At 55.9% G+C, this 1,473-nt stretch carries 1 protein-coding gene; it reads left to right on the top strand.

The window, feature by feature from the left end; translation table 11 throughout:
- Window positions 1-1,473: immunoglobulin-like domain-containing protein (locus tag PSFL_RS16435; RefSeq protein ID WP_397470277.1), on the top strand; the 1,473-nt coding region annotated here is incomplete at both ends.

The raw sequence follows: 1,473 nt of genomic DNA, 5'->3' as shown, positions 1-1,473 counted from the left end.
GCGAGATCGTCTACACCGCTACCTTGGTGGATAAGAACGGCGCGCCGGTGACCAACATCACCAGCCCTGTGACAGTGACTCTGGATAACAACCAGGTCATCACCATCGGTGTGAACCAGTCGAGCGGTACTGTCTCGGTTGTGGCTCCAGACGACGTTTACAAAGGTGATCAAACCGTCACGACCGGTATTAAAGAAGTCACCGGCGGCGAGCACTTTGAGAACCTGGTTCCAGGTACTGACAAAGTCACCACGACTGTCACTGATACCCCAGGTACCGATAACACCACCACCGTCACCCTGACCGCGCCAAGCGCCGTCAACGAAGGCGGCACCATCACCTACACCGCCACCTTGAGCAACAAGGCTGACACTGACGTCACCTTGACCCTCGATAACAAGCAAACCATCACCATCAAGGCCGGCGAAACTGTTGGTACCGTCACCGTTGATGCTCCAGGCGACGACGTGTTCGTCGACAAGAGCACCCAGACCGTCCAGATCACCGGCACCGACGGCGGCAACTTCGAGAAGCTCGTGGTTGCAGGCAACGGCGCAACGACGCAGATCAACGACACCATCGACAAGGTCGATGTGGTCCTGACCGCCACTAAAACTGTGGGCGAAGGCGGCGAGATCGTTTACACCGCCACCCTTGTGGATAAAAACGGTGCGCCAGTAACTAACATCACCAGCCCTGTGACAGTGACTCTGGATAACAACCAGGTCATCACCATCGGTGTGAACCAGTCGAGCGGTACTGTCTCGGTTGTGGCTCCAGACGACGTTTACAAAGGAGATCAAACCGTCACGACCGGTATTAAAGAAGTCACCGGCGGCGAGCACTTTGAAAACCTGGTTCCTGGGACTGACAAGGTCACCACGACTGTTACTGATACCCCAGGTACCGATAACACCACGACAGTGACGCTGACGGCTCCGTCGGAAGTGAGTGAAGGTGGGAAAATCACCTACACCGCTACGCTTTCTAATAAAGCGGATACCGACGTCACCCTGACGCTGGACAACAAGCAAACCATCACCATCAAGGCCGGCGAAACCGTCGGTACCGTCACCGTTGATGCCCCTGGCGATGACGTGTTCGTTGATAAGAGCACCCAGACTGTCCAGATCACCGGGACTGACGGCGGCAACTTCGAGAAGCTAGTGGTTGCCGGCAACGGCGCGACAACGCAGATCAACGACACCATCGACAAGGTCGATGTAGTGCTGACCGCCACCAAAACCGCGGGTGAAGGCGGCGAGATCGTTTACACCGCCACCCTTGTGGATAAAAACGGTGCGCCAGTAACTAACATCACCAACCCTGTGACTGTGACTCTGGACAACAACCAGGTCATCACCATCGGTGTGAACCAGTCGAGCGGGACTGTCTCGGTTGTGGCTCCAGATGATGTGTACAAAGGTGATCAGACCGTTACTACCGGTATTAAAGAAGTCACCGGTGGCGAGC

This window comes from Pseudomonas sp. DD1 (genome assembly GCF_044510355.1).
Taxonomy (GTDB): Bacteria; Pseudomonadota; Gammaproteobacteria; order Pseudomonadales; family Pseudomonadaceae; genus Aquipseudomonas; species Aquipseudomonas shahriarae.
The sequence above is the reverse complement of the archived record's forward strand: the minus strand, read 5'-3'. Positions and strand labels throughout refer to the sequence as shown.